At 59.4% G+C, this 20,313-nt stretch carries 19 protein-coding genes; 4 read left to right on the forward strand and 15 right to left on the reverse strand.

Features of this window, described 5'->3' with window-relative positions; translation table 11 throughout:
• Positions 1-17 precede the first annotated feature (17 nt).
• Positions 18-530, forward strand: a complete 513-nt coding sequence (locus tag KP808_RS17415; RefSeq protein WP_230016571.1) for a 6,7-dimethyl-8-ribityllumazine synthase — start codon at positions 18-20, stop codon at positions 528-530.
• Positions 531-683: 153 nt separating this feature from the next.
• Here KP808_RS17415 and astE read toward each other — a convergent pair whose 3' ends face one another.
• From astE to acs, 14 genes are all read right to left on the reverse strand, one after another.
• Positions 684-1,691, reverse strand: coding sequence for a succinylglutamate desuccinylase (gene astE, locus KP808_RS17420; RefSeq protein WP_230016572.1), 1,008 nt, complete (start codon positions 1,689-1,691; stop codon positions 684-686).
• Positions 1,692-1,703: 12 nt separating this feature from the next.
• Positions 1,704-1,991, reverse strand: coding sequence for a hypothetical protein (locus tag KP808_RS17425; protein WP_005731381.1), 288 nt, complete (start codon positions 1,989-1,991; stop codon positions 1,704-1,706).
• A gap of 61 nt (positions 1,992-2,052) precedes the next feature.
• Entirely contained in the window at positions 2,053-3,399 is a 1,347-nt protein-coding gene (gene astB / locus KP808_RS17430) for an N-succinylarginine dihydrolase (protein ID WP_230016573.1), read from the reverse strand.
• Positions 3,400-3,447: 48 nt separating this feature from the next.
• On the reverse strand, positions 3,448-4,917 hold the full coding sequence (astD, locus tag KP808_RS17435) for a succinylglutamate-semialdehyde dehydrogenase (RefSeq protein ID WP_230016574.1): 1,470 nt from the start codon (positions 4,915-4,917) through the stop codon (positions 3,448-3,450).
• Positions 4,914-5,939, reverse strand: coding sequence for an arginine N-succinyltransferase (gene astA, locus KP808_RS17440; RefSeq protein ID WP_004659722.1), 1,026 nt, complete (start codon positions 5,937-5,939; stop codon positions 4,914-4,916). The genes astD and astA overlap by 4 nt, the downstream gene beginning before the upstream one ends.
• A gap of 63 nt (positions 5,940-6,002) precedes the next feature.
• Complete coding sequence (gene aruF / locus KP808_RS17445; protein ID WP_005746295.1) at positions 6,003-7,034, reverse strand: arginine/ornithine succinyltransferase subunit alpha; 1,032 nt, start codon at positions 7,032-7,034, stop codon at positions 6,003-6,005.
• Positions 7,035-7,167: 133 nt separating this feature from the next.
• Complete coding sequence (locus KP808_RS17450; protein WP_122281824.1) at positions 7,168-8,385, reverse strand: aspartate aminotransferase family protein; 1,218 nt, start codon at positions 8,383-8,385, stop codon at positions 7,168-7,170.
• A 236-nt stretch (positions 8,386-8,621) separates the two neighbouring features.
• Complete coding sequence (gene argR, locus KP808_RS17455; protein ID WP_004665895.1) at positions 8,622-9,614, reverse strand: transcriptional regulator ArgR; 993 nt, start codon at positions 9,612-9,614, stop codon at positions 8,622-8,624.
• A gap of 135 nt (positions 9,615-9,749) precedes the next feature.
• On the reverse strand, positions 9,750-10,514 hold the full coding sequence (locus KP808_RS17460) for an ABC transporter ATP-binding protein (RefSeq protein ID WP_002554439.1): 765 nt from the start codon (positions 10,512-10,514) through the stop codon (positions 9,750-9,752).
• A 22-nt stretch (positions 10,515-10,536) separates the two neighbouring features.
• Positions 10,537-11,649, reverse strand: a complete 1,113-nt coding sequence (locus tag KP808_RS17465; RefSeq protein WP_230016575.1) for a succinylglutamate desuccinylase/aspartoacylase family protein — start codon at positions 11,647-11,649, stop codon at positions 10,537-10,539.
• Between the two features lies 1 nt (position 11,650).
• Positions 11,651-12,349: an ABC transporter permease gene (locus KP808_RS17470; protein ID WP_002554441.1), complete on the reverse strand. Its 699-nt coding sequence runs from the start codon at positions 12,347-12,349 to the stop codon at positions 11,651-11,653.
• Complete coding sequence (locus tag KP808_RS17475; protein WP_002554442.1) at positions 12,346-13,035, reverse strand: ABC transporter permease; 690 nt, start codon at positions 13,033-13,035, stop codon at positions 12,346-12,348. The genes KP808_RS17470 and KP808_RS17475 overlap by 4 nt, the downstream gene beginning before the upstream one ends.
• Positions 13,036-13,119: 84 nt before the next feature.
• Entirely contained in the window at positions 13,120-13,896 is a 777-nt protein-coding gene (locus KP808_RS17480; protein ID WP_002554443.1) for an ABC transporter substrate-binding protein, read from the reverse strand.
• A gap of 529 nt (positions 13,897-14,425) precedes the next feature.
• Positions 14,426-16,381: an acetate--CoA ligase gene (gene acs, locus KP808_RS17485; RefSeq protein WP_002554444.1), complete on the reverse strand. Its 1,956-nt coding sequence runs from the start codon at positions 16,379-16,381 to the stop codon at positions 14,426-14,428.
• 312 nt (positions 16,382-16,693) lie between these two features.
• On the opposite strand from acs, the gene KP808_RS17490 reads away from it, so the two are divergent.
• Complete coding sequence (locus tag KP808_RS17490) at positions 16,694-16,960, forward strand: DUF2790 domain-containing protein (protein ID WP_122258001.1); 267 nt, start codon at positions 16,694-16,696, stop codon at positions 16,958-16,960.
• An 83-nt stretch (positions 16,961-17,043) separates the two neighbouring features.
• Here KP808_RS17490 and KP808_RS17495 read toward each other — a convergent pair whose 3' ends face one another.
• Complete coding sequence (locus KP808_RS17495; protein ID WP_230016576.1) at positions 17,044-18,633, reverse strand: sigma-54-dependent transcriptional regulator; 1,590 nt, start codon at positions 18,631-18,633, stop codon at positions 17,044-17,046.
• A gap of 267 nt (positions 18,634-18,900) precedes the next feature.
• Here KP808_RS17495 and phhA point away from each other — a divergent pair, with 267 nt between their 5' ends.
• Together phhA and KP808_RS17505 are read left to right on the forward strand one after the other, a co-directional pair.
• Positions 18,901-19,698, forward strand: coding sequence for a phenylalanine 4-monooxygenase (gene phhA / locus KP808_RS17500; protein ID WP_230016577.1), 798 nt, complete (start codon positions 18,901-18,903; stop codon positions 19,696-19,698).
• A gap of 35 nt (positions 19,699-19,733) precedes the next feature.
• Positions 19,734-20,090, forward strand: coding sequence for a 4a-hydroxytetrahydrobiopterin dehydratase (locus KP808_RS17505; protein ID WP_058409642.1), 357 nt, complete (start codon positions 19,734-19,736; stop codon positions 20,088-20,090).
• Positions 20,091-20,313 lie beyond the last annotated feature (223 nt).

Here is a 20,313-nt window from a genome sequence, read left to right on the forward strand (position 1 = left end):
AACAGGAGTCAGAACACGTGCAACCTACTGCAATCGACAGCAAAAGCAAAAGCCACCCGAACGAACGCGTCGCCTTTATCCAGGCCTGCTGGCACAAGGATATTGTCGATCAAAGCCGTAAAGGTTTTATCGCCGAGATGGCCAATCATGGCTATGCGGAAAGTGACATAGACATCTTTGAAGTGGGCGGTGCCTTCGAAATTCCGCTGCATGCAAAACTGCTGGCCAATACCGGCCGCTACGCTGGCATCGTCGGCGCTGCACTGGTAGTGGACGGCGGCATCTATCGCCACGAATTCGTTGCACAGTCAGTGGTCAGTGCGCTGATGCAGGTCCAGCTGGAAACCGAAGTACCGGTGTTTTCCGTGGTCCTTACACCGCACCACTTCCATGCGGGCGAAGAACACCAGAAGTTCTTCTTCGATCACTTCTCGCACAAAGGCGAAGAAGCGGCGAAGACCTGCGCTGACACCTTGAACAAGGTACGCAGCCTGCGTCGCCTGGACGCTCAGCAAAAAGTGGCCTGCTGAAACGCGTAGGTGTGACGCAGAGCGTCACGAACTGCATGCCAACGCGGAGCATTGGCACGATAGGTGTTCTCCCGGACACCTATCGTTCCTCACGCTCCAGCGTGGGAATGCCGTTCTGGACGCTCTGCGTCCGATCTTGAGGGTGCAAGGCGATCAGCCAAGGCTGCCCGCATCAGTCGGCACAATCAGAATCCCCGCCCTCAGGCCGTTTTTGACTTTCGGGTTGGGGAAGATGATCCTCGCGCCCTCCTCCTCTACCACCCAGCGTGAACCGCCCGCGTCTTCGGCCAGCACGTAGCCCTTTTCCAACGGTGAGAAGTTTTCTACAGCATCGGCAAGGTTGAACGTGAATGCATCGGTGCGCTTGATGATTTCGCGTGCCACGCTGAACAGTTGCAACCCCTCAAGATTTTCATCCAGCTCGGGCTCGCGGCCTTCGATGATCTGCTCCAGACGCAAACGCAGCGGCGCAAGGTTGAGCTGCTGGTTCTGGCCGAACGGCCGGGCCTTGCCCAGTTCCAGAGTGAAGGCCTCGGCACCCAGTTGATCGTAGGTATAGGCGCTGAACACAATGGACGGCTTGTTCTGCAACAACACCGCACTCATCCCCGCAGCACGCAGCCGGGCCAGTTCGAGGCGCGAGTGCTGACGGCCTTCTTTCCACGGGTACAGCGCGAACTGCTCGATCTTCGAACCGCGAATGGCAGTGTGCAGGTCGTAATGCAGGCGGTAGCGATCCGGCAGGCTGAAAAAGCTGGCGGCCAGATGCTCCAGCTCGCAGGCACGCAGGGCTTCTGCACCGCCACTTTGCTCGTGACGACCGTTGAACAGCCGATTGACGTCCTGCTCGACAAACCGGGTACCGCGCCGCATGGCGTCGGGATTGCCGAACAGAAACAGGATACGTGCGCGCGGTTTAAGGTCGCCGCGCGCGATGCTGCGGATCAGTTCATCCAGCAGCTCGATGGGTGCTGTCTCGTTGCCATGAATACCGGCGGAGAGCAGCAGGTCCGTGCCATTGTCACGAACCTCCGGCGGGCGAACCTCCAGAGCCCCCTCGCCCATCCATCGCATCCGCACGCCTTCGACGGTCAGTTGAGTCTTTTCCGCTGGCTCACGTCCAGCCAGGGTCAGTTCAAGCAGTTTGCCGAGGGCGAGCATAGGGCAACTTCCTTAGTGGTTGCAGTCAGGGCCGTGAACGTGACCGTCTTCGTCGGCACCTGCGTCGGCCGGTTCCATTTCCAGTTGCAGGCTGACCAGGTTGGTTGCCAGCGGGCGCAGCAGCAGGTTGGCGTACTCTGCATCGTCTTCTTCGACGTCAACGCCGATCAGCAATTGGCCACGGCCATCCTGCTGAATCCACAGTTCCTTGCCCTGCCAGATAATGGCTACGCGGGTGCAAGAAGTTTCCAGCTGGGTGCCATCGGTGTCTTCAAGGATCAGTTGCAGGGCGTCGCTCATAGTCGGAATGCTCTAGATAAAGAAATCATGCGCCAGACATTTGCCCGGCGCGCAGGGTGTTTCAATTCAGTTGAAACGGATAGACGGCACCCAGTTTAAGGATTTGCGTCAGTTCATCCAATGCCGTACGGCATTCGGTCAGCAATCGGGGATCGGCCAGATCGTTTTCACTCATGCGATCACGGTAGTGCCTGTCGACCCATTGCGTCAGCGTGTCATACAGGGGCGCAGTCATGATCACGCCTGGGTTCACCGCTGCCAGCTCGGCTTCCTTGAGCGCCACACGCAGTCGCAGGCAGGCAGGGCCGCCGCCGTTCTGCATGCTTTGCTTGAGGTCGAACACTTTGACCTGGGCAACCGGGCCGTCATCGGCAATCAATCGCTGCAGATAAGCCCAGACGCTCGCATTGGCCTGACACTCCTGCGGCACGATCAGCAGCATCGAGCCGTCCGGGCGTGACAACAACTGGCTATTGAACAAGTAAGAGCGCACCGCATCCTGCACCGAGACTTCGGCACGCGGCACACAAATCGCCCGCAACTGCCCACCGACACGGCCGAGTTTGGCGCGCAGCTCATTGAGCATCGGCTCGGTGTTGAGGAATGCATCCTCGTGATAGAACAGCACCTCACCGTTACCGACCGCGATCACATCGTTATGAAACACACCCTGATCAATGACCGCCGGGTTCTGCTGAGCATAAACCACGCCGCCCTCGCTCAAGCCATGCAAACGCGCAACAGCTCGTGACGCTTCCAGGGTCTGGCGGGCCGGATACTTTTGCGGTGCCGGGTAGCGGGTATCGAAAGCACTGCGGCCAAAAACGAAAAACTCAACACCGGGCTGGCCGTAGTCCTGACAGAAACGGGTGTGGTTGGCTGCGCCTTCGTCGCCGAACTGCGCGACTGGTGGCAACGCAGGATGATGGGCAAAGTGCTTTGCATCGGCAAACATCGCCCCCAGCACGCGGCTGGTGGTCGGGTGTTCGATGCTGCGATGGTATTTGCAGTTGAGGTTGGCTGCCGTGAAATGCACGCGCCCATCTGCGGTGTCAGCACTGGGGCTGACCGTCGCCGCGTTGGCCACCCACATGCTCGATGCCGAGCAACTGGCAACCAGCAATGGCATATCCTGACGGGCGGCTTTTTCAATCACCTGTTCATCGCTGCCGGTGAAACCCAACTGCCGCAAACCGGCCACATCAGGGCGTTCCTGCGGTGCCAGCACGCCCTGGGTAAAGCCCAGGTCCATCAGCGCTTTCATTTTCGCCAGGCCTTGCAGCGCCGCTTCACGCGGGTTCGCGCATTGCTGGCTGTTACTCTGGGAGGCGACATTACCGTAGGACAACCCGCCGTAGTTGTGGGTTGGCCCGACCAGACCGTCAAAATTCACTTCACAGGACTTCATCGGCAAGGCTCCGTGGATCTGTTTTTATAAGCAATCGTGCGCACCCTGTCAGCTCAGCCTGATGCCGGGAGTCAGTGTCGTCGGCAGGGTCAGGCTGCCCGTCTCCAGCGAAGCCACCGGATAGGCGCAATAGTCGGCTGCGTAATAGGCGCTGGCGCGGTGGTTTCCCGAGGCTCCGACTCCGCCGAACGGTGCGCTGCTGGCGGCGCCGGTCAGCTGTTTGTTCCAATTGACGATCCCGGCGCGGCTGTGCAGCCAGAACTGCTGATAGCGCGCTTCGGAGTCCGAGAGCAAACCTGCCGCCAGGCCATAGCGAGTGGCGTTGGCTTCAGCGATGGCGGCGTCGAAACCGGCGTAGCGGATGACCTGCAACAGCGGGCCGAACAGCTCTTCGTCAGGCCGCTCGGCGACCGCGCTGACATCCACAATGCCCGGCGTCAGCAGCGCCGCGCCGGGCTGCGGCTGACGCATTTCCAGCAAGGTCACTGCGCCGTTGGCGAGCAGGTTGCGCTGTGCTTCGAGTAAGGCGCGTGCGGCCTCCAGCGAAATGACCGAGCCCATGAACGGAGACGGCTGCTGATCGAACGCTCCCACCTCGATAGTCGCGCTGACGGCAACCAGTCGCGCCAGCAAGGCATCGCCCCAGTCGCCCTCGGGCACCAACAGGCGACGCGCGCAGGTGCAGCGCTGGCCTGCGGAAATGAACGCCGACTGAATGATGGTGTACACCGCTGCGTCTATGTCCTGAACCTGATCAACGATCAGTGGATTGTTACCGCCCATTTCCAACGCGAGAATCTTCTCGGGGCGCCCGGCGAACTGCTGGTGCAGCGCGTCACCGGTGCGGCTTGACCCGGTAAAGAACAGCCCGTCGATGCCTGGGTTGGCAGCCAGTGCAATACCGGTTTCACGACCGCCTTGCAGCAGGTTGAGAACACCGGCAGGCAACCCGGCTTCGATCCAGCACTTGACGGTCAGTTCGGCAACTTTCGGCGTCAGTTCGCTGGGCTTGAACACTACCGTATTGCCCGCCAGCAAGGCCGGAACGATGTGCCCGTTAGGCAAATGACCAGGAAAGTTGTAAGGCCCGAACACCGCGACCACGCCATGTGGCTTATGGCGCAATACTGCGGTGGCATCGCCCAGCGGCCCGCTCTTTTCGCCGGTTCGTTCGCGATAGCTCTGCACCGAGATGGCAATCTTGTTGGCCATGCTGGTTACTTCGGTCGCCGACTCCCACAAAGGCTTGCCGGTTTCTTCACCGATGCAGTGCGCCAGTTCATCGGCGCGGCCCTTGAGGCTGGCAGCAAAGGCCTCCAGCACAGCAATGCGCTGGTCCAGAGACAGCAGCGCCCAGCCGGGAAATGCCTGACGCGCAGCCTGCACCGCGTAATCGACTTGTTCTGCCGTAGCGCTTTGCCCGGACCACAGCGTCTGCTGGCTCACCGGGTTCAAAGAATGGAACAGCTCGCCCTGCCCGGCCTGCCATGCACCTGCAATGTAGAGGGTACTCATCAAACGCCCTCCCGCGCCGCTGACAAAGGCACGGCGCGCACGTTGTCGCCTGCACTCATGCGCAGCCGCTTGGCGGTTTGTGGCGCAACCACCAGCGTGCCAGCGGCGAAACGCGCAGCGCCTACCGTAATGCGGCAGTCTTCACGCTTGCGGTTGTAAATCAGAAACTGCGGCGCATCGTCACCTGGCGTACCGATGGCCAGTACCAGCGCCTGGCTGTCCTTGATTGCGCGAATCTTGCCGGTCTCGCACTCGATGGCAGGCCCAGCATCGAAGATGTCGACGTAACCCTGATACGAGAACCCTTCGCCCTTGAGCATGGTCAGCGCAGGCTCGGTGTCGGCATGCACGCGGCCGATCACATTGCGTGCGTCTTCGGAAAGAAAGCAGCTATAAAGCGGAAATTTGGGCATCAGCTCGGCAATGAATGCCTTGTTGCCAACACCGGTCAGGTAATCGGCCTGGCTGAATTCCATCTTGAAGAAATGCCGACCCAGACTTTCCCAGAACGGCGACCGGCCATTCTCGTCGGACATGCCACGCATCTCGGCAATGATCTTGTTACCGAACAGTTTCGGAAATTCGGCGATGAACAGCATGCGCGCCTTGGACAGCAGGCGGCCATTGAGGCCATTGCGTGAATCGCTGTGCAGGAACAGCGAGCACAGCTCGGAATTGCCGGTCAGGTCGTTGGCCAGGAACAGGGTCGGGATTTCCCGGTAGATGTTCAGTTCCTGCGAAGCACTGACCGTGAGGCCGACCCGATAGTTGTACCAGGGCTCGCGCAGGCCGACCGCCCCGGCGATGGCAGAGATACCGACCACCCGACCATCGTCATCTTCAAGCACGAACAGATAGTCGGCATCGCCGCGCTCGGCTTCTCCGCGAAAGGTCTTTTCAGCCCAGCCTACCCGGTGCGCGAGACGCTGCTCATTGGCGGGCAGTGTCGTCAGACCGGCACCGGTGCTGCGCGCCAGCTCGATCAGCGCAGGCAGGTCACTGCTGCGTACAGGACGAACGATCATGTTATCTCCTCAGCGGCTCATCGAGAGCCTTGAAACTCGCTAATCGGCTATCGAACGTCTGACTCAGACCGCGACGATCCGCACACTGGCACCTTCACCAACACCCAGTGCGTCGGCGGCCTGGAGGCTCAGCACCACTGGCCTGCCGGGCGCCCAGTCCAGTTCCAGAAGCACTGCGCGGTAATCCTGCAACAGGCCGTTGGCAACCAGGTACAAACGCCCGCCTGTGCCGACATCGCTGCTTTGCGCGGTTTCGACTTTCACTGGCACCAGACGGCTCTGCGCAATGGACCGGATCCCGGATACCTTGGCATGCAGGGTCGGGCCACCGTCGAAGATGTCAATGTAATGGTCGGTTTCAAAGCCTTCGCGCATCAGGATGTCGAAGGTGATTTGCGCACGCGGATGCACCTGGCCCATGGCCTCCTGCGCAGCGTCAGGCAGCAATGGCACGTAGATTGGGTAATGCGGCATCAGCTCGGCGAGGAAGGTCCGGCTTTTCAGTCCGCACAGGCGCTCGGCAGCGGCGTAATTGAGGTCGAAGAAGTTGCGCCCGATGGCATCCCAGAATGGCGAATCGCCCTGCTCGTCGCTGTAACCGACGATCTCGGTGACCACCGAATCGGCGAAGCGCTCGGGGTGACTGGCAACAAACAGCAAGCGGCCGCGAGAATTGAGCTCCGACCACGCCGTGCCGACCAGTTCCGGGACCACATAGAAACTGGTCAGCAGGCTGTTACCGGTCAGGTCGTGACACTGGGACAGAACATGGATCTTGTTATGGATCTTCAGTTCGCGGGACGCATGCACGAAGGTTTCGTTACGAAAACTGTAGAACGGCTCGGAGTAGCCCGCCGAAGCAACAATGCCCGAGCAGCCCACCAGCTTGCCGCTTTCGCTGTCTTCGAGCACGAAGAAGTAGGTTTCTTCACCGTTGAAGCTGACCTCGGCGGCGAACGATGCCTCCGACGAGCCGATCTTGTCGGTCAGGCGGCCAGCATCGTCGGGCAAGGACGTGACACCGATAGGGCTGTCGGCAGCGAGGCGTTGAACCTCGGCCAGATCAGCCATTTGCGCAGGGCGCATCACCAGCATGGTGCCACTCCTTGTAGATCGACCGGCATTTACGACCGGCACTGATAAAAGCACCAAACGGCATCATGCCGCACAGCACAGGAAAATGTCCGGTGTTTGCCGGCCAGGCAGACACCGGGATATAGCGGATGAGTCAGGACGTCAGCTTGGCAATGGCACGTTCGAAGCGGTTCAGGCCTTCTTCGATGTCTGCGTCTTCAATCACCAGGCTCGGCGCGAAACGGATCACGTCGGGACCGGCCTGCAGAATCATCAGATCCTGGGCTTCAGCGGCGTTGAAAATGTCCTTGGCCTTGCCTTTCCAGGCGTCGGACAGCACGCAGCCGATCAACAGGCCCAGGCCGCGCACTTCGGTGAAGACGCCGTACTGCTGGCCGATGCTCTCCAGGCGGGTCTTGAATTGCTGATGCTTGCGCTGCACGCCAGCCAGCACTTCAGGCGTATTGACGACATCGATCACCGCTTCACCGACCGCGCAGGCCAGCGGGTTGCCGCCATACGTGGTGCCGTGGACGCCGACCGCAAAGTGTTTGGCGAGCTTTTCAGTGGTCAACATGGCCGCCAGCGGGAAACCGCCACCGATGCTTTTGGCGCTGGAAAGGATGTCCGGGATCACGCCGTAATGCATGTAGGCGAACAGATGACCGCTACGGCCCATGCCGCTCTGCACTTCATCGAACACCAGCAACGCGTTGTGCTCGTCACACAGTTTGCGCGCGCCTTGCAGGTATTCCAGCTGGCCCGGCAACACGCCGCCTTCGCCCTGAATCGGCTCCAGCACCACGGCGCAGGTCTTGTCGGTAACAGCCGCTTTCAACGCTTCAAGGTCGTTGTACGGCACATGGCTGATGCCGGTGATTTTCGGCCCGAAACCATCGGAGTACTTCGGCTGCCCACCCACGCTGACAGTGAACAGGGTACGGCCATGAAAACTGTTCAGGGCCGCGATGATTTCGTACTTTTCCGGGCCGTACTGATCATGCGCCACACGACGCGCCAGCTTGAAAGCGGCTTCGTTGGCTTCAGCACCGGAGTTACAGAAGAACACGCGCTCGGCGAACGTCGCATCCACCAGCTTTTTCGCCAGACGCAGGGTCGGCTCGTTGGTGAAAACGTTGGACACATGCCAGAGGTTGTTGGCCTGCTCGGTCAAGGCACCGACCAGCGCCGGATGGCAGTGGCCCAATACGTTGACGGCGATCCCGCCCGAGAAATCCACCAGTTCGCGTCCCGCCTGATCCCAGACCCGGGAGCCCGCACCGCGCACGGGAATGAACCCGGCCGGGGCGTAATTGGGGACCATTACCTGGTCGAAATCGGCGCGTTGCACCGCAGCATGCTCAACGGACATCGGAGTCTCCTGATGAGGAACGCCCGCCTGAAACTGGCGAGCGATGGAAAGATTGTAAGGACTGAATTGTGTTCGGCCTTGCCGCCAGGCGACAACTTGTTACAGCGCAAAACCGGGTTTTTTCAAGGTTTTCGGCAATGCGACATATTGCGTCACAAAGGCGCAGTTTAAACAGATTGAGGTCGGCCTGTCTGGACCTGAGCTGTCGCGGCAGCACTTCTATCGCGACAAGACAATCAACCGCGTTCGGCAGGCACCGGCGAGAGTTCGAACGGACTGCTGCTGCGTCGCTGGTTGCGGTCTTCACGCGGCGTGGCGCCGAAGAAGTTGCGGTAGGCGCTGGAGAAGTGCGGCCCCGAGGAAAAACCGCACGAAAGGCCGATCTGGATGATCGATTTGCTGGTCTGCATCAGCATCTGGCGCGCCTTGTTCAGGCGCAGCTCAAGGTAATACTGGCTGGGTACACGGTTGAGGTACTGCTTGAAAATCCGCTCCAGCTGGCGGCGCGACACACACACGTGCTGAGCGATTTCGTCAGTGGTCAACGGCTCTTCGATGTTGGCTTCCATCAACAGTACAGCCTGGGTCAGCTTTGGATGGCTGGAGCCCAGACGGTTCTGCAACGGAATGCGCTGACGCTCGCCGCCTTCGCGAATGCGTTCGACCACCAGCTCCTCGGAAACCGCCCCGGCCAGTTCCGCGCCGTGATCGCGAGACAGCACTGCCAGCAGCAGGTCGAGCACCGACATGCCACCGCAGGCGGTCAGACGATCCCGGTCCCAGTCGAACAAATGGCTGGTGGCGATGACTTTGGGGAAGCGTTCAGCGAAGTCGTCCTGCCAGCGCCAGTGCACAGCAGCGCGATAGCCATCCAGCAGGCCCAGTTGCGCGAGCGGGTAAACGCCCGCTGACAGTCCGCCAATCGAACAGCCGGCACGCACCAGTTGCTTGAGCGCGCTGCCCAGCGCCGGGGCCACGGCTGCCGGAGGCTCATCGGCGAGCAGAAACAGCTTCTGAAAACCGTCCAGTCGCCCGGTCCAAGGCTCGCCCGGCAATTGCCAGGCGCCGGCAACTGCTGTCGGCTCCCCTGCCTCGGCCTGTAGAAACGACAATTCGTAGACCACTTCAGGATGAACGCGCTGAGCGACACGCAAGGCTTCCTCGGCAAGTGCCAGAGTCAGGGCTTTGGTGCCAGGCCAGACGAGAAAACCTATTCGATGGGCAGTCATTGGGAGATCCGATACGTATTGCCGCAAAAGCCGAGCCTCAGAAGATGGCTCGATCTGGAACATCCAGGTTATGTCGCGCGTCGCGCAGCATGCCCTGTTCTGCCGTAAAAAGGCATCGCCATGCGATGCCGATCGTCACTTGAGGCTGCCTGACAGGAACTGCTGCAGACGCTCGGTCTGTGGGTTGGCCAGTACCTCGCGCGGGTCACCACGCTCCAGAACCACACCCTGGTGCAGGAAAACCAGCTGGTTGGAGACTTCCCGGGCAAAGCCCATTTCGTGAGTCACCACCACCATGGTCCGGCCTTCCTGAGCCAGCCCCTGCATGACCTTGAGCACATCACCAACCAGTTCAGGGTCGAGCGCCGAGGTAGGCTCGTCGAACAGCATCACTTCAGGTTCCATCGCCAGCGCGCGGGCAATGGCCACACGCTGCTGCTCGCCACCGGACATGTGTCCTGGATAAGCGTCCTTACGATGGGACACGCCGACCTTGGCCAGGTAGTGCTCGGCTTTTTCCAGCGCTTCCTTTTTCGACACGCCCAGAACATGAACCGGCGCTTCGATGATGTTCTGCAGCGCCGTCATGTGCGACCACAGGTTGAAGTGCTGGAACACCATCGACAGGCGTGAGCGCATGCGCTGCAACTGTCTGGCGTCAGCAGCTTTCAGACCGCCGTCCTTGTTCGGCACCAGCTTCAACTCTTCGTTGTTGAGCAGGATCTTGCCGGCATGGGGCTGTTCGAGCAGGTTGATGCAGCGCAGAAAGGTGCTTTTGCCCGAGCCGCTGGAGCCGATGATGCTGATGACATCGCCAGCTTTGGCGGTCAGGGACACGCCCTTGATCACTTCGTGACTGCCATAGCGCTTGTGCAGGTCCTGCACTTCCAGTTTGTTCATGCTTTGGGTTCCCACAGAACGGTCAATCACTGAGCAGACGTCCATGACGCAGCGCGGTGCGCCCCGCCACTTTGGCCAGCCAGAAACCTGGTTGAGCGTAACGAAGCCGCTCGATGGCAAACAGCACCCCGGCAGTATTCGCACAAATGGTACTGACCTGATCGGACAGCGGGTCGATGACTTCGAACAGCGCATCGCCGATTTCGACTTTATCGCCTGCGGCACGCAGGAATGTCACCACGCCAGGATGCGGCGCATAGAGCAATTCGGTACCTTCGAATGGCAGACCTTCACAGGCTTGATGTGCCGGCTGCGGCCAGTCACCGCTGATAAAACCCTGTTCGGCCAGAAACGCCAGAATGCCTTCGGCGTGCGCTTGCGCCTGAGGCTTGCCGGTGTCGGCCTGACCACCCAGCTCGATAGTGGTCGCCAGACACGCCAGCGGGATCTGCGCCTGCGGGAAGGTCCGTGACAGACGCAACCACGGCAGCGAACAGGCTTCATCGAAGGAACTGCCGCCGGAATCCTCGGCCAGCAGCGCTACCTGAATATTCAGGTGCGCCGACAGCGAGCGCCATTGCGGCCAGTGCTGCGGCAAGGCATACATATGCAGCACGGCATCGGCATCGCAATGCAGGTCAAGCACCACATCAGCGATGCAGGCATGCTTGAGCAGGATGCGCTGCATGCCCTGCAACTCCGATTGCGCGGCAGGCAAGCCTTCAAGTGCAGTCATCATCGCCTGACGAATCAATTGGGTATTGGCGCGCGGGTCATCGCCCAACTGACCTTCCAGCAACTCGGCGACCGGCTCGCTCAGCTCGGTGAAGTCACGGTTGAAATTCTTGCCGCTGCCGAACTCGAAACGCCCTTGGTGCGCGCCTTGCAGCAACTGGCCCAGCCCCAGCGGATTGGCCACCGGCACCAGCTCGACGACGCCCTTGAGGGCGCCTTGCTGTTCCAGCTCGGTCAGGCGTTTCTTCAACTCCCAGGCGGTGCGCATGCCGGGCAGTTCGTCTGCGTGCAGACTGGCCTGAATGTAGGCTTTTCGCTCGCCAGTGCCGAAACGAAAGACACTCAGCGTGCGTTCGGTGCCGAGGGTGCTCCACGGCAATACATGATCGATTCTTTGCATTTCAGACCTTCCGTGGGGCCAGATAGCCCAGCCAGCGGCGTTCGGCAATTTTGAACAGCCGCACCAGAATGAATGTCAGGCACAGATAGAAAACGCCTGCGGTAACGTAAGCCTCGAACGGCAGGTAGAACTGCGCGTTGACCGTGCGGGCAGCGCCGGTGATGTCGATCAGGGTCACGATGGAGGCCAGACTGGTCGTCTGCAGCATCATGATGACCTCGTTGCTGTACTGCGGCAGCGCCCGGCGCAAGGCCGACGGCAGCAGAATGCGCCGATACATTTTGGCCTTCGACATGCCCATGGCCCGCGCAGCCTCGATTTCACCGGCCGGCGTGGCCTTGAGGCTGCCGGCAATGATCTCGGCCGTATAGGCGCTGGTATTGATAGTGAACGCCAGACAGGCACAGAACGTAGCACTGGACAGCCAAGGCCACAAAAAGCTTTCGCGCACCGCATCGAACTGGGCCAGCCCGTAATAGATCAGGAACAGCTGGACCAGCATCGGCGTGCCGCGGATCACATAGGTGTACAGCCAGGCCGGCATATTGACCCAAGGGTTTTTCGAGACCCGCATCAGGCCCAGCGGCAACGCCGCGAGCAGCCCGAACGCGAGGGAAATCGCCAGCAGTTTCAGGGTGGTCAGCAAACCGCCGAAGTACAGCGGCAGGCTGTCCCAGATCACGTTGTAGTCAAAGATCATAGGTCAGCCGCCCTGACGCCTACCGAGTAGCGTTTTTCGAGGTAACGCAAGGCGAGCAGCGACACGCTGGTGATCACCAGGTACATCGCCGCAACCGCCAGAAAGAAGGTGAAAGGCTCGCGGGTGGCATCGGCCGCCTGCTTGGCCTTGAACATCATGTCCTGCAGGCCGACCACGGAAATCAGTGCAGTGGCCTTGGTCAAGACCAGCCAGTTATTGGTGAAACCGGGGATCGCCAGACGAATCATCTGCGGCACCAGAATGCGGAAGAACACCTTGCCGCTGCTCAGGCCATACGCCATGCCTGCTTCGGCCTGCCCCTTGGGGATGGCCATGAACGCACCGCGAAAGGTTTCCGAGAGATAGGCACCAAAAATGAAGCCCAGAGTGCAGATCCCGGCCAGCAAGGGGTCAAGATCGATGTAGTCATCAAAACCCAGCAGCGGCGCAACGCGGTTAAGCAGGTCCTGACCGCCGTAGAAAATCAGCAATATCAGGACCAGATCGGGAATGCCGCGAATGACCGTGCTGTACAGATCGCCCAGCCAGGCAATCCAGCGTACCGGCGACAAACGAAGCGCCACGCCGATCAGACCGAGAACGATCGCCAGAGCCATCGACGACAGGGCCAGCTGCAACGTCAGCCAGGCACCTTCGAGGATGACAGCTCCGTAACCTTTCAACATGATGTGCGGTCCTCAAGCGTGGAATAAAAATGGCGCAAGCCAGGCAATTCTGTTTGCGCCATTGATCAGGATCGGTATGACGACTTACTTGCCGTAGATATCGAAGTCGAAATATTTGTCCTGAATCGCTTTGTACTTGCCGTTGGCACGGATGGCTGCAATGGCGGCATTCAGGCGCTCAAGGTTGGCCTTGTCACCCTTGCGCACGGCGATGCCGATGCCGTCACCGAAGTATTTCGGGTCGGTAAACGATGGACCTGTGAACGCGTAACCCTTGCCTGCGTCGGTCTTCAGGAAACCGTCCTGCAGCAGGGTGGCGTCGGCAATAGTGCCATCCAGACGACCCGCACCGATATCCAGGTAGATTTCGTTCTGCGAACCGTACGGCGTCACTTCCACACCTTTGGGAGCAAGAACTTCACGGGCGAAACGCTCATGGATCGAACCGCGCTGCACACCGATTTTCTTGCCCTTGAGTTCCGCCAGGCTGTCGCTGATCACGGTGCCGTCTTTCATGACCAGACGGGCCGGGGAATTGTAGTACTTGCCGGTGAAATCCACAGACTTCTTGCGGTCGTCGGTGATCGACATGGACGAAAGGATCGCGTCGATCTTGCGCACTTTCAGCGCGGGGATAAGACCGTCGAATTCCTGCTCGACCCAGGTGCACTTGACCTTCATTTCTTCACACAGCGCATTGCCGATGTCGTAGTCAAAACCGACGATGCTGCCATCCGGAGCCTTGGAAGCGAACGGAGGGTAAGCCGCTTCGATGCCGATTTTCAGCGGTTTTTCATCAGCAAAGATCGGCTGGGCGAGCACGGACAACGCCATCGCGCCAATAAGCATGAGCTTCTTCATTTCCAGGACTCCATCGGTAAAGCACGACAAGTGGCAAAGTGAGCAAGCGCCCAATGTGCGAAAGGACAATCTCGGGGGAGAGCGACGCCGGGGGTGTGACACCGCATTGGTGGCTCACGGACCTTCGGCGACTGACGGGCATTTTAACGACAGGCTCGAAGTCGATATTTCTTCAATGCGACAACTAGTTACAGATGCACCGAAAAACCCACTACCAGCTATTGACGAAGCATATTTATGCTGATCCAGCAGAGCCAGCTAAACCTGTCATAACAGCAAAAAGCGCGCCCATTATTGGCAAACCCTTCTAATCCGGCAAGCCCAGCGTTCCATATGACGGATGAAACGCCCTGATGCGTCGCAGCTTCCTACAAGAAAGCCAGAGAACGTCCCACAATGAAGCACCGTCCGACAACGCCGTGTAAACCCGTAACAAACCGATATATATCTCGTTTCCGATACCGGGCCGCACAAACAAAAGCGCCCCGCCCGGCGTTCACCGGACGAGGCGCGCTCAGTCAATGAGAGGTCAGGCAGCGTTCATGGTCTTGTGCGTGTCAATCAGGTGCTGCACCACACCCGGATCGGCCAGCGTCGAGATGTCACCCAGCGCATCGTACTCAGCGGTGGCAATCTTGCGCAGGATACGGCGCATGATCTTCCCCGAACGGGTCTTCGGCAATCCAGGCGCCCACTGGATGAAATCAGGCGAAGCAATCGGGCCGATCTCCTTGCGCACCCAGTTGCGCAACTCAGTGCGCAGCGCGTCGCTCGGTTCTTCGCCACCGTTGAGGGTGACGTAGACGTAGATGCCCTGCCCTTTCAAGTCATGCGGCACACCGACCACTGCGGCTTCGGCGACTTTCGGGTGCGCAACCATCGCGCTTTCAATCTCTGCGGTGCCCATGCGATGGCCGGAAACGTTGAGCACATCATCTACGCGCCCGGTGATCCAGTAGTAGCCGTCCTCATCGCGACGGGCACCGTCACCGGTGAAGTACATGCCACGGAAGGTCTTGAAGTAGGTGTCGACGAAACGGTCGTGGTCGCCATACAGCGAGCGTGACTGACCCGGCCAGGAATCGAGAATCACCAGATTGCCTTCGGCCGCGCCCTCGATGAGGTTGCCCAGGTTGTCCACCAGCGCCGGAATCACGCCGAAGAACGGACGTGTTGCCGAGCCCGGTTTCAGCGCTGTTGCGCCTGGCAGCGGGCTGATCAGAATGCCACCGGTTTCGGTCTGCCACCAGGTGTCGACAATCGGGCAGTTCTGCTTGCCAACGGTGTTGTAGTACCAGCCCCAGGCTTCCGGGTTGATCGGCTCGCCCACCGAACCCAACAGGCGCAGACTGGAACCGTCGGCACCTTCAACAGACTTGGTGCCCTCGGCCATCATGGCGCGGATCGCGGTCGGCGCGGTGTAGAGGATATTGACCTTGTGCTTGTCGATGATTTTCGACACACGCGTGATGTCCGGGTAGTTCGGCACACCTTCAAACAGCAGCGTGGTCGCACCATTGGCCAAGGGCCCATAGACAATGTAGCTGTGCCCGGTGACCCAGCCGACGTCGGCGGTGCACCAGTAGATTTCGCCCGGCTTGTAGTCGAATACGCGCTCATGGGTCAGCGCCGCGTAAAGCAGATAACCCGCAGTGGTGTGCAACACGCCTTTGGGTTTGCCGGTCGAGCCCGAGGTGTAAAGGATGAACAGCGACTCTTCGGCCCCCATCTCTTTTGGCGCGCAGGTGCTGGAGGCCACTTCCAGAAGCGAGTGGTACCAGATATCACGATGACGGTTCCACTCGATTTCGCCACCGGTACGTTTGCAGACGATGACCTTCTGCACGCTGCTGGTTTCCGGGTTGGTCAGGGCACGGTCGACATTCGCCTTGAGCGCAGTCTTCTTGCCACCGCGCAGGCCTTCGTCGGCAGTAATAACCACTTTGGAACTGCAATCGATAATCCGCCCAGCCAGCGCTTCGGGCGAGAAACCGCCGAATACCACCGAGTGAATCGCACCGATCCGGGCGCACGCCAGCATGGCGACCACAGCCTCGGGGATCATCGGCATGTAAATAGTGACGACGTCACCACGGTGCACGTCCTGGCCGCGCAGTGCGTTGGCAAACTTGCAGACTTCGGCGTGCAGCTCGCGGTAGGTGATTTCGCGGTGCTCGGAAGGGTCATCGCCTTCCCAGATGATGGCAATGGTGTCGCCGCGCTCTGCCAGATGGCGATCCAGGCAGTTATAGGCAACGTTCAGCGTACCGTCGGCGAACCATTTGATATCGACACGATGGTCGTCGAACGAGGTTTGCTTGACCACACTGAAAGGTTTGATCCAGTCGAGGCGCTGAGCCTGTTCACGCCAGAAACCATCAGGGTTGACCACCGACTGCTGGTACATGGCCTTGTAGGTCGCTTCATCCGTCAGCGTAGTCGCTGCGACTTCTGGGCGGACGGGGTACAGGGAAGCTGCACTCATCTTGGTTACCTCGGTGGATAGTTGTTGTTTTATGCACCCGTTGTATCCCGCCCCACCCGGTGGGGCCATTCGACGTTGGTATTACCGGGCAAGGCCGGAGCCTCAGGCTGCCTCCGGATTATTACCGTTTTGATGAAAGCGCTTATCCAAAGTCTTTATATATGTCGCCTTGCAACAGGCCTAGAATTCATCTCGCCAACACGGCAACTATCAGCTGCCCCCACGCAGCCCGCTTCTAGATATCAAACAGAGTTCGCACATGACGCTAAAAGCGTGATGCGCACGCGCTCACTTTCAAAAAGGTAAAACACAATGAAAGCTTTATTAGTGACATTGGCACTGTGCGGTGTCAGCAGCTTCGCCATGGCCGAAGAATCGCAGACCAAAGTTGCTGCCCACCAAGCCCGTGTCGAGCAATACACGTATGGCACTCATCTGGATATCGCCCGGGTTATTTCCATCAGCCAGATCCCCAATGTCTGCGAAGTGGTCCCGGCGCGCATGGTCTATGAAGACTCGCAAGGCGCACGGCACACCATGAGCTACCAGGTGATGGGCAACGGCTGCAGCAACGGTTGATGCTTTTCGCTGTTGCGACCCGTGCTCGACGCCTCGCAGATATTGATTGCGGGGCGTATACACGAGCGTTGGTTGCCGGACGGTCAATCAGCGGATTGTTGATCGGCTGCGTGCCGGCCTGACTCACGCCCCAACTCATAACCACGCAACTTGTTGGCAATGGTTGTATGTGACACCCCCAGGCGTTTGCCCAATTGGCGACTGCTGGGATATTGCACATATAAATGTTCCAGCACCGATTTTTCGAAACGCCCGATAATAGCGTCCAGCCCCCCTTCCAGAGACATATCGCTCAGCCCTGGCCGCACACCGTAATCCGGCAAACGAATATGCTCGGCCTGTACCTTGCTGCCGTCACACAGCGATACAGCCTGAAACAATACATTTTCCAATTGCCTTACATTGCCGGGCCAGTGGTACTGACTCAGGCGCTTGATGGCAGCCGGCGCAATGCCTGGCAACGGGCAGCCGATCTGGCGGCTGGCGTGATCCAGAAAGTGTTCCACCAGCGGCTCAAGACCGTCCAGACAATCGCGCAACGGCGGTATGTGCAGCGACAGCACATTGAGGCGATGATAAAGGTCCTGCCTGAAAACCCCTTGGGCGCATAGCTCTGACAGGTCGACCTGGGTCGAACACATCACACGCACATCGAGAAACATATCCTCATCGCTGCCGACCCGGCGAAAGCTGCCGTCCTGAATGAAACGCAGCAGCTTGGCCTGCATACGCGCACTCAACTCACCCACGCCATCAAGGAACAACGTGCCGCCTGCTGTCAGCTCCAGCAGCCCGAGTCGGCCTTCCGCTCGCGCGCCTTCGAACGCACCGGGGTCATAGCCGAACAGCTCAATCTCGGCCATGGACTCCGACAGCCCGGCACAGTTGAGCGCCATCAGCGGTGACTGGCCGCGCGGGCTGGCAAGGTGACAGGCACGGGCCAGCAATTCCTTGCCGGTGCCGGTTTCGCCCTCGATCAGCAGCGGCGCATCCAGTGGTGCCATGCGCCGCGCCTCGCGGACGACCGCGGCCATGACCTTCGAACTCTGAAAGATGCTGTCAAAGCCGCGTAACTCCTGCTTGCGCACATGGTAAATGCGCTCACCGACCCGATCAGCGCGGTGCAGGGTCAGTACGGCCCCGGCCATGGCTTCGCTGTCATCGTGCTCCGATTGCAACGGGGCGATGTCAGCCAGAAACACATCGCCGCGCACCTTGACCCGCAGGCCGTTGATCCGCGACTGGCTGGCCCGCACCAGCTCAGGCAGGTCGAAATCCTCGGCATAGCGCGACAAAGGTATCCCCGGCACTTCATCGACCCGCACACCCAGCAACTGCGCGGCTGCGCGATTGGCTGCGACGATTGCGCCGGCCATGTCGATAGACAGCACAGGGAACTCCAGCGCACCGAGCAAGGCGTTGAGCTCCATGTGCCGACGCTCGCTGGGCATCAGCCCGACACGCTTGACGCCGAATACACCGGTGATCGCCTCGAACTTCGGGCGCAGGGCCTGAAACTGCAGATTGATCAGGTTCGGGCAATGCAGATAGATAGCGTCGCCATGCTCGCCCCCCACCTCACCACGCGCCACGTTGACGCCGTAGGCCACCAACAGATCGAGAATGTCGCGAAGAATGCCGATCCGGTTCTGGCAATGCACCTTGATGCGCATGATTCATTCGCCCCTGTGAGCATGGTTTTTTTAGAGAGTGGCAAAGTTTTCCGTCAACAATACGTTACAGACGCACGCTTCGCGAGAGAGCAATCTGCTGAATTCCTGACCCACGGGAATCATTCGTAAAGTTTTCGTTACGAAATCTGGCGACAGGACGGGAGCGCGACGACTTTCACAGGCAGACCCATCGTCGAAAGCGGGTTATTCCTGCAGGCAGGCTTTTACAAAAATACTTCACAAGAGCAGCCTTTCGAGGACATCAGCATGGCCCAGACGCTTTACGTGGCACGCGAGCCGGACGCTTCGGGCTTCATTGATTACACAGCTGCCGAACATGCGGTATGGAACACCTTGATTACCCGGCAGATGACGATCATTGAAGGTCGGGCCTGTCAGGAGTATCTGGACGGTATCGAGCAACTGGGCCTTCCCCATGAGCGTATTCCGCAGCTGGGAGAAATCAACAAGGTGCTGGGTGCGACCACCGGCTGGCAGGTTGAGCGAGTGCCAGCGCTGATCCCCTTCCAGACGTTCTTTGAACTGCTGGCCAGCAAGCGCTTCCCGGTGGCGACGTTTATTCGCACCGAGGAAGAGCTGGACTATCTTCAGGAACCGGACATCTTTCATGAAATCTTTGGTCACTGCCCGCTGCTGACCAATCCGTGGTTTGCCGAATTTACCCACACCTACGGCAAACTTGGCCTGAGCGCGAGCAAGGAACAACGTGTGTATCTGGCCCGTCTGTACTGGATGACCATCGAGTTTGGCCTGGTCGATACACCACACGGGCGCAAGATCTATGGCGGCGGTATTCTTTCTTCGCCCAAGGAAGCGGTGTACAGCCTGTCGTCGGCTCCCGAACACCAGCTATTCGACCCGCTTGAAGCGATGCGCACTCCATACCGCATCGACATTCTGCAACCGCTGTATTTTGTTCTGCCAAGCCTCAAGCGCCTGTTCGACCTGGCGCAGGAAGACATCATGACGCTGGTAGAACAGGGCATGCAGTTGGGCTTGCACGCCCCGAAATTCCCACCTAAAACCAAAAGCCACGCGGCCTGAAATGCGGCCAGGTATATGAAAAGGAAACCCTGTTTATGAGCACCTTGAATCAAGCCCATTGCGAAGCCTGCCGAGCAGACGCCCCACAAGTCAGCGAAGCCGAGCTGCCGGAACTGCTCAAGCAGATCCCCGACTGGAACATCGAAGTCCGCGACGGCGTCATGCAGCTGGAAAAAGTGTTCCTGTTCAAGAATTTCAAATTCGCCCTGGCGTTCACCAACGCGGTCGGCGAGATTGCCGAGGCTGAAGGCCACCATCCAGGCCTGCTGACCGAATGGGGCAAAGTGACGGTGACCTGGTGGAGTCATTCGATCAAAGGGCTGCACCGCAACGACTTCATCATGGCCGCGCGCACCGATGAAGTGGCCCGTGGCGCCGAGGGCCGCAAATAATTTTTGCGAGAAGGTCTACGAAGGTTATTGCGCCCTGATGCAGCCATAACGCAGTAAAACCAAAGCGTGCAGCGACTCGCAAGGCATGGGCCCGGACAGTGAAAATGCGATTTTGTTTCGCTGACAGGCCAATGAGGATAAAAAATATCCTGATTGTCATTTTCAGTGGGGTATCCTGCGCAGGCTTTTTTAAAGCACGGTTCTATCTGCAACCCCTTGCGAG

It is taken from the genome of Pseudomonas savastanoi (assembly GCF_020917325.1).
GTDB classification, from domain to species: domain Bacteria; phylum Pseudomonadota; class Gammaproteobacteria; order Pseudomonadales; family Pseudomonadaceae; genus Aquipseudomonas; species Aquipseudomonas amygdali.

Bases quoted from the DNA above. Each gene is read 5' to 3' on its own strand.
- astE (WP_230016572.1), bottom strand. From the start codon at position 1,691: ATGCTCGCCCTCGGCAAACTGCTTGAACTGACCCTGGCTGGACGTGAG.
- KP808_RS17425 (WP_005731381.1), bottom strand. From the start codon at position 1,991: ATGAGCGACGCCCTGCAACTGATCCTTGAAGACACCGATGGCACCCAG.
- astB (WP_230016573.1), bottom strand. From the start codon at position 3,399: ATGAAGTCCTGTGAAGTGAATTTTGACGGTCTGGTCGGGCCAACCCAC.
- astA (WP_004659722.1), bottom strand. From the start codon at position 5,939: ATGATCGTTCGTCCTGTACGCAGCAGTGACCTGCCTGCGCTGATCGAG.
- aruF (WP_005746295.1), bottom strand. From the start codon at position 7,034: ATGCTGGTGATGCGCCCTGCGCAAATGGCTGATCTGGCCGAGGTTCAA.
- KP808_RS17450 (WP_122281824.1), bottom strand. From the start codon at position 8,385: ATGTCCGTTGAGCATGCTGCGGTGCAACGCGCCGATTTCGACCAGGTA.
- argR (WP_004665895.1), bottom strand. From the start codon at position 9,614: ATGACTGCCCATCGAATAGGTTTTCTCGTCTGGCCTGGCACCAAAGCC.
- KP808_RS17460 (WP_002554439.1), bottom strand. From the start codon at position 10,514: ATGAACAAACTGGAAGTGCAGGACCTGCACAAGCGCTATGGCAGTCAC.
- KP808_RS17465 (WP_230016575.1), bottom strand. From the start codon at position 11,649: ATGCAAAGAATCGATCATGTATTGCCGTGGAGCACCCTCGGCACCGAA.
- KP808_RS17470 (WP_002554441.1), bottom strand. From the start codon at position 12,349: ATGATCTTTGACTACAACGTGATCTGGGACAGCCTGCCGCTGTACTTC.
- KP808_RS17475 (WP_002554442.1), bottom strand. From the start codon at position 13,035: ATGTTGAAAGGTTACGGAGCTGTCATCCTCGAAGGTGCCTGGCTGACG.
- KP808_RS17480 (WP_002554443.1), bottom strand. From the start codon at position 13,896: ATGAAGAAGCTCATGCTTATTGGCGCGATGGCGTTGTCCGTGCTCGCC.
- acs (WP_002554444.1), bottom strand. From the start codon at position 16,381: ATGAGTGCAGCTTCCCTGTACCCCGTCCGCCCAGAAGTCGCAGCGACT.
- KP808_RS17490 (WP_122258001.1), top strand. From the start codon at position 16,694: ATGAAAGCTTTATTAGTGACATTGGCACTGTGCGGTGTCAGCAGCTTC.
- KP808_RS17495 (WP_230016576.1), bottom strand. From the start codon at position 18,633: ATGCGCATCAAGGTGCATTGCCAGAACCGGATCGGCATTCTTCGCGAC.
- phhA (WP_230016577.1), top strand. From the start codon at position 18,901: ATGGCCCAGACGCTTTACGTGGCACGCGAGCCGGACGCTTCGGGCTTC.
- KP808_RS17505 (WP_058409642.1), top strand. From the start codon at position 19,734: ATGAGCACCTTGAATCAAGCCCATTGCGAAGCCTGCCGAGCAGACGCC.